Genomic DNA, 7,595 nt, shown 5'->3' on the forward strand with positions numbered 1-7,595 from the left:
CATGGGCGTTGTGGACAGCGGCAACCGGCCCCGGGGCGAGCCGGTGCTCGCCCGCGCCGCGCGTATCTTGCAGGCCTTCACCCCGGAGGAGCCGGAGCTGTCGGTTTCGGAGATCGGCCGCCGGGCCCGGCTGCACGTCGCCACCGCATCCCGTCTGATCGCCGCCCTCGTCGAGCAAGGACTGCTGGCCCGCGCCGCGAACGGCAAGGTGCGCATCGGCGTAAGGCTGTGGGAACTGGCCCAGCGCGCCTCGCCGACCCTGGGGCTGCGGGAGGCGGCCATGCCGTTCCTCGAGGACCTGCACGCGGTCATCGGGCACCATGTGCAGCTCGGCGTGCTCGACGGTGGCGAGGTTTTGTTCGTCGAGCGGCTCTCCGCCCGTGATGCGGTGATCAACGTGACCCGGATCGCCGGGCGGCTGCCGTTGCACGCCTCGTCGGCGGGCCTGGTGCTTCTCGCATACGCGCCCCATGAACTGCAGGAGCAGGTAATCGCTGGACCGCTGCCCGCGTTCACGCCCGAGACGATCACGGCGCCGGGACGGCTGCGCCGCGTGCTCGACGGCATCCGGCGGCAGGGGCACGTCGTCTCCAGCGGGCACATCCACGCCGACGCCTCCGGGGTCGCCGTCCCGGTGCGCGCGAGCCCCGACCCGGCGAGCTCGGTGGTGGCCGGCCTGTCGGCGATCGTGCCCAACGACGGTCGGGCGCCGCAGCTGCTGCCCGCGTTGCTGGCCGCCGCCCGTGGCATCGCCCGTCATCTTCGGTGAATTCGTCTCTCGTTGAGTGAGAAGCCCGCTGTGTCCGCTGTGACCGGGGTCGCATTCTGGCGGCCTCATGTCACAGGAGGTTCACGTGGCGGAAACACGAACTCTGCGCATCGTCGGCAAAGAGCCGATTGCCGACGGTGTGGTGGCGCTGACCCTGGCCGACCCGGCCGGCGCACGTCTCCCCGATTGGACGCCCGGCGCGCACATCGACCTGTTTCTTCCCAGTGGCATGGTGCGCCAGTACTCGCTGTGCGGCGACCGCTGGGACCCGTTCACCTACCGGATCGCAGTGCTGCGGGAGGCGGACGGGCGCGGCGGATCCGCGTACGTCCATGATGTTCTGGATGTGGGTGAGGCCGTAGGCCTCGGCGGCCCACGCAACAACTTCCCGCTCGTTCCCGCGCAGCACTATCTGTTCGTCGCCGGCGGCATCGGGATCACACCGCTGCTGCCGATGATCCATCAGGCCGATCTGCTCGGCGCCGACTGGAGTCTTCTCTACGGCGGGCGCAGCGCCGCCAGCATCGCGTTCCGCGACGACCTCATCCGGTACGGCGACCGCGTCCAGATCCGGCCGCAGGACCAGTACGGGCTGCTCGATCTGCCCACGTTCATCGCCGGCCACCAACCGGGCACGCGCGTCTACTGTTGCGGGCCGGCTCCGCTGCTGGCCGCGGTCGAGCAGGCGTGCGCGGATCTGCCGCCGCACACCCTGCGCACTGAACGGTTCGTGGCCGCCGAAGGAAGCACGGCGGTGCGCAGCACGCCGTTCGAGGTCGAGTTGGCCCGTACGGGAACGGTGCTGACCGTGCCCGCGGAGTCCTCCGTGCTCGACGTGATCACCGCGGCCGGCGCCGACGTGCTGTCCTCCTGCCGCCAAGGGGTGTGCGGCACCTGCGAGGCGATCGTTCTCGCGGGCGAGCCGGACCACCGCGACAGCGTCCTCGACGACGCCGAACGCGCCGCCGGCACCTGCATGTTCGTCTGCGTCTCCCGATCTCGCACCGACCGCCTCGTCCTCGACCTCTAGGAGTAGCCATGAGCCTGCCGGTCAGCGACGCCGACCCGTTCGACCACGAGAACCTCGAAGACCCGGGACCCATGCACGAGAAGCTGCGCGAGGCCGGCCCGGTCGTCCACCTCACCCGCTACGACACCTACGCCCTGGCCCGCTACGAGCACGTGTACGCCGCCCTCACCGACTGGCAGCGCTTCGAATCCGGCGCCGGCGTCGGACTGAGCAACTTCCGTACCGAAAAACCGTGGCGCCCGCCCAGCCTGTTGCTGGAAGCCGACCCGCCCCGGCACGACGCCCCGCGCCGCGTCCTGTCCAAGATCGTCGGTCCCCGGTCACTGCACCGACTGCGCGAGCGGTGGGCCGCCGAAGCCGCCGAGCTCGTGGACCGGGTTCTCGCGCAGGGCGACACCGCCGACGCGGTGCCGGCTCTGGCCGAGGCCTTCCCGCTGCGGGTCTTCCCGGACGCCGTGGGCATTCCCGCCGAGGGTAGGGAGAGTTTGCTGCCGTACGGCGATCATCTGTTCAACGCCTTCGGGCCGTCCAACGACCTGGTCGCCAACGGCATCCCACGGGTCGCCGAGTTGTCGGCCTGGGTCAACGCGCAGTGCGCCCGTGACATGCTCACCCCGGATGGGTTCGGCGCCGCCATCTGGGCCGCCGCCGACCGCGGGGAACTCACGCCGGAGCAGGCGCCGCTGGTAGTGCGATCGCTGCTGTCCGCCGGGGTCGACACCACCGTGCACGGCCTGTCCGCCGTGCTTTACGCCTTCGCCACCAACCCCGCCCAGTGGCAACGTCTGCGCGAGCAGCCGTCGCTGGCCCGGGTCGCCTTCGACGAGGCGGTGCGCTGGGAGTCGCCGGTGCAGACCTTCTTCCGGACCGCCACCACCGACGTCACGGTGGACGGCCACGTCATACCGACCGGCGCGAAGATCCTGATGTTCCTCGGCGCCGCCAACCGCGACCCGCGCCGCTGGGACGACCCCGACCACTTCGACCTGAGCCGCGACCCGTCCGGGCACGTGGGCTTCGGCATGGGCATCCACCAGTGCGTCGGCCAGCACATCGCCCGCCTGGAAGCGGAATCGCTGGTGACCGCCCTGGCCCGCCGTGTCGCCCGGCTGGAACTCGCCGGGCCCGTGCGCCGCCATCACAACAACACGTTGCGCGCCTGGCGCAGCATCCCCCTGCACCTACACCGGAGTTGAAGCACATGCAGCAAGTGAAAGCGGTCATCGCGCGCGCCAAAGCAGCGCCGGTCGAGCTCGTGACGATCAACGTGCCCGATCCCGGCCCCGGCGAGGCCGTGGTGAGGATCCAGTCATGCGGTGTCTGCCACACCGACCTGCACTACCGCGACGGTGGCATCAACGACGAGTTCCCGTTCCTGCTGGGCCACGAGGCAGCCGGTGTGGTCGAGTCGATCGGCGCCGGCGCCGGCGCCGGCGTCACCGGCATCGTGCCGGGCGACTTCGTGGTGCTGAACTGGCGGGCCGTCTGCGGCGAGTGCCGCGCCTGCAAGCGCGGCCAGCCGCAGTACTGCTTCCAGACACACAACGCGAAGCAGAAGATGACCCTGCAAGACGGAACCGAGCTGTCGCCGGCGCTGGGCATCGGCGCGTTCGCCGAGAAGACCCTGGTCGCGGCCGGACAATGCACCAAGGTCGACCCGTCCGCGCGGCCCGCCGCCGTCGGCCTGCTCGGCTGCGGCGTGATGGCCGGCATCGGCGCCGCGATCAACACCGGCGGCGTGACCCGCGGCAGATCGGTCGCAGTGATCGGCTGTGGGGGAGTGGGCGTCGCGGCAGTCGCCGGTGCCGCCCTGGCCGGCGCCAGCCCGATCATCGCCGTCGACATCGACCCGGCGAAGCTGGAGGCGGCCCGCAAGCTCGGCGCCACCCACCTCGTCGACTCGTCACAGACCGATCCAGTCGCGGAGATCAAGCGCATCGCGGCCGCGACGTACGAGGGTGCCGACGGCGCCGACGTGGTCATCGAGGCGGTGGGCCGGCCGGACACGTGGAAACAAGCCTTCTACGCCCGTGACCTGGCCGGCGTGCTGGTGCTGGTGGGCGTGCCGACGCCCGAGATGAAGGTGCCTGAGCTGCCGCTGATCGACGTGTTCGGCCGCGGCGGCGCGCTCAAGTCCAGTTGGTACGGCGACTGCCTGCCCAGCCGCGACTTCCCGATGCTGGTCGACCTCTACCGGCAGGGCCGCCTCGACCTCGACGCGTTCGTCACCGAGGAGATCGGGATGGCGGATGTCGAGGCCGCGTTCACCAGCATGCGCGGTGGCGGCACCCCGGTGCTGCGCTCGGTGGTCGTCCTGTGAGCCACGTCGATCACGCCGTCGTCTCGGGCACGTTCAGCCTCGACGGACAGGCCTTCGCCGTCGACAACAACATCTGGGTGGTCGGGAACGACGCCGAATGCGTCGTCATCGACGCCCCGCACGACGAGGACGCCATCCTGAAGGTGGTCGGCTCCCGCACGGTAGTGGCAATCATCTGCACACACGCCCACGACGACCACGTGCGAGCCGCTCCGGCCCTGCGCGATCGAACCGGCGCCCCGATCCTGCTGCACCCCGATGACCGGCCGCTGTGGGAACTCACCCACGGCCAGACGGTGACCTGGGACGCCGACCTTGCCGACGGGGCGGTCATCCAGGTGGGTGGCACGGCGCTGACCGTGCTGCACACGCCGGGGCACGCGCCCGGCGCGGTCTGCCTCTACGCGAGCGAACTGGGATGTGTCTTCACCGGGGACACCTTGTTTCAGGGCGGACCAGGGGCGACCGGCCGCTCGTACTCGGACGCGGATCAGATCGTCGAGTCCATCACGGCGAAGCTGCTCGTCCTGCCGGACGACACCGTGGTGCACACCGGCCACGGCGCCGACACCACCATCGAGTCCGAACGGCGCCGACTCGGGCGCTCAACCGAGCGCCAGCAGTGAAGGCGACGACCTTCATTTATTAACACGACGGATACATCGCATACACAATTTCGTCTTCTCCGCGGCTTGCCCCCTGAGGCACGGTCACGGCACCCCCGCGCGCCATCCCCAACCACAGCCACCCTGGTCGGCGCGCCGAGCTGAGGAGAACCGTGCGAACAGACAGACCAACAGGCGCTGCCTCACTGGCAGCCGGGCGATCCACCACGAGGCGGGTGTGGAGTCTCTCGCTCGCCATCCTCGGACCCGTCAGCACTCTCGCGGTTGCCGTCCCCGCTTCAGCGGCACCGGCCTCGTCGAGTGTCGACTTCGGTCCGAACGTCAAGATCTTCGACGCCAGTACGCCGGTCGCTGACATCAACGCCTACCTGCAGAGCATCTCGGCCGAGCCGGAGTTCAGCACCAACCGGCACGCGGTGTATTTCAAGCCCGGTACCTACGGCAGCGCCGCCGGCCAGAACGACCCGGCGACCGCCACCGGCATCGTCAACAGCGAGGTCGGCTACTACACCTCGATCGCCGGACTGGGTACCTCGCCCACCAGCGTCAAGATCAACGGATCGTTGCACTCCGAGCCACGTCAGAACGCCGACGGGTCCTCCGACGGCCTGACGAACTTCTACCGGTCGCTGGCCAACATCTCGGTCAACCCGATCCAGCGGCCGGTGGGTGCCGACGCTCAACGAGCCAGGCCGGAAGGCGTCGCGCCGGCACACACCATGCGGTGGGCGACCTCTCAGGCATCGTCGCTGCGCCGGGTCGACATCAAGGGCAACCTGGACCTCAACGGTGCCTACGGAGCCACACTCTTCGGCACCGAAATGGCCGACAGCCGCATCACCGGCAGCGTCAACAGCGGCGGCAACGCCGGACCGGGCCAAGCCCAGTACTACGTGCGCGACAGCCAGATCGGCAACTGGAACGGCGGCTCAGCCAACCTGGTCTTCTCCGGCGTACAGGGTGCCCCAGCCGGCGACTTCAACGGCCGCGGCATCACCACCCTGGCGACCACCCCCACCTCCAGGTCCGCCCCATTCCTGACCATGAGCGGCGACGCCTACTCGGTCTTCGTGCCGAAGGCACGCACCAACGCCTCCGGTGCCAACTGGGCGACCGACAGCACAGCCGGCATCAGCATCCCGATCTCCCGATTCCACATCGCCAAAGCAGGCACCGACACCGCAACGACAATCAACACAGCGCTGGCCGCCGGCAAACACCTCATCCTGACGCCGGGCATCTACCGCCTCAACGCACCGATCAAGGTGACCCGGCCCGACACGGTCGTCATGGGCATGGGCTACGCGACGCTGGCACCCACCGGCGGGCAGGCCGCGATCGAAGTCGGTGACGTCAAGGGCGTCGTCATCTCCAGTCTGCTCGTCGACGCCGGCCCCGGCTCCAACGTCCTGGTCAAGGTCGGCACGGGCAACGCCAACAACCTCGGCGACGCCACGAACCCCACGACGCTCAGCGACCTGTTCATTCGGATCGGAGGCGCCCAAGCCGGTTCCAGCAAGACCGCACTGCAGGTCAACCAAAGCAAAGTCATCCTCGACGACAACTGGATCTGGCGCGCCGACCACGGCACCGGCGTGGGCTGGACCAGCAACACCAGCGACACCGGACTCGTCGTCAACGGCACGGACGTGACCGCCCTCGGCCTGTTCGTCGAGCACCACCAGAAGAACCAGGTCATCTGGAACGGCGAGCGCGGCACCACAGTCTTCTACCAAAGTGAGTTCCCGTACGACCCGCCGAACCAGGCCGCATGGAGGGACGGAACCAATGAGGGTTACACCTCTTACAAGGTCTCGCCCAGCGTGACGACCCACTCCGCCACCGGCACGGCCATCTACACGCTGTTCCTCGACTCCACCTTCGCCGGCGCACCGGCACACGCTTGGACCTCAATCGAGGCACCCCAGCGCCCCAGCGTCCGATTCAAATCGATGACGACCGCAGTGATCGCTCTGGGAGGCGGCATCCGGCACATCGTCAACGACACCGGCGCCGCCGTGGACTCGACCCAGCCCAACCAGGTGGTCCCCGGCTTCACGGCATCCGCCCGGTTGGCGTCATACCCCCACTGATCACCTGACCGAGCGCTGACCGAGGCATGGCGACGCACGATGGTCACCGACCGCTCACGGGTCGGTGACCATCCCCGGAAACCCTCTCGGGTCGGCGAGCCTTTGACAACGGTCCGCCTCTGCCGCCGGAGTCGCGAGGTCAGCTCAAACTTCGCCGGTGGCCCGGATTCGCGTCGGCGGGTGATGGCGGTCAGGCAGGGCGAGGGTGCGGCTCGTAGCGCTGTTCGATCGTAGTCGGCAAAGAGCCTCGATCGTCGCCGCCGCCGATCTCACCGCGACCGCAGTCGATTCGCATGCCAGCCTGCTGCTCGGCTAGGGCACGGGCGAGCCTTCCGTGCCGTGGACGTCGATGACCCCCCACACCCCGAGCGTCGCCGCGATCTGCCGTTCCGAGGCACGCACTCAAGACATCGCGATCCTTCCACCTGCCCCACTAGCGTGCGCAACCGGCGGCGCGGACGGAGACGCCGAATATGAACCGGTACTCGTAGCGCGGCGGCCGGTCGCTGCACTGAACAGCGCGCAACGGCCAGCCTCCGACGGCTTAGCACCGGTCGGGCACGAGCAGAAACCCTCAGCCGCTTGGCCGTCCAAGAGGTGAGCCGCCGGCCTTCCGGCTGACCGCGGTGTGAGTTCCCCCCGGTTTGGCGGAGCTTCTCAAGCATGATCGACTGATCATGGGGAGGAAGTATCCGTGGCCGCACCGAAGAAGTACCCCGACGAGCTCAGGGCGCGTGCTGTGCGCTTGTATCGCGAG

6 protein-coding genes are annotated in these 7,595 nt (G+C 69.2%); all 6 read left to right on the forward strand.

Going from position 1 to position 7,595, the window contains the following annotated elements:
• Position 1 precedes the first annotated feature (1 nt).
• The 6 genes from ACGFJ7_RS35790 to ACGFJ7_RS35815 all read left to right on the forward strand — a co-directional run bounded on the left by ACGFJ7_RS35790 (position 2) and on the right by ACGFJ7_RS35815 (position 6,838).
• A complete protein-coding gene (locus ACGFJ7_RS35790; protein ID WP_360258307.1) occupies positions 2-769 on the forward strand; it encodes an IclR family transcriptional regulator in 768 nt (255 codons plus the stop codon).
• Positions 770-854: 85 nt separating this feature from the next.
• Positions 855-1,799: a PDR/VanB family oxidoreductase gene (locus tag ACGFJ7_RS35795; protein ID WP_360258305.1), complete on the forward strand. Its 945-nt coding sequence runs from the start codon at positions 855-857 to the stop codon at positions 1,797-1,799.
• An 8-nt stretch (positions 1,800-1,807) separates the two neighbouring features.
• Positions 1,808-2,995, forward strand: a complete 1,188-nt coding sequence (locus ACGFJ7_RS35800; RefSeq protein ID WP_392646363.1) for a cytochrome P450 — start codon at positions 1,808-1,810, stop codon at positions 2,993-2,995.
• A 5-nt stretch (positions 2,996-3,000) separates the two neighbouring features.
• Positions 3,001-4,119, forward strand: coding sequence for an S-(hydroxymethyl)mycothiol dehydrogenase (locus ACGFJ7_RS35805; protein ID WP_392646365.1), 1,119 nt, complete (start codon positions 3,001-3,003; stop codon positions 4,117-4,119).
• Positions 4,116-4,745: an MBL fold metallo-hydrolase gene (locus ACGFJ7_RS35810; protein WP_360258297.1), complete on the forward strand. Its 630-nt coding sequence runs from the start codon at positions 4,116-4,118 to the stop codon at positions 4,743-4,745. Before ACGFJ7_RS35805 ends, ACGFJ7_RS35810 begins: the two co-directional genes overlap by 4 nt.
• A 215-nt stretch (positions 4,746-4,960) precedes the next feature.
• A complete protein-coding gene (locus ACGFJ7_RS35815) occupies positions 4,961-6,838 on the forward strand; it encodes an adenylyl cyclase (RefSeq protein WP_360258295.1) in 1,878 nt (625 codons plus the stop codon).
• Positions 6,839-7,595: the final 757 nt, after the last annotated feature.

Source organism: Actinoplanes sp. NPDC048988 (assembly GCF_043197815.1).
Classification (GTDB): Bacteria; Actinomycetota; Actinomycetes; order Mycobacteriales; family Micromonosporaceae; genus Actinoplanes.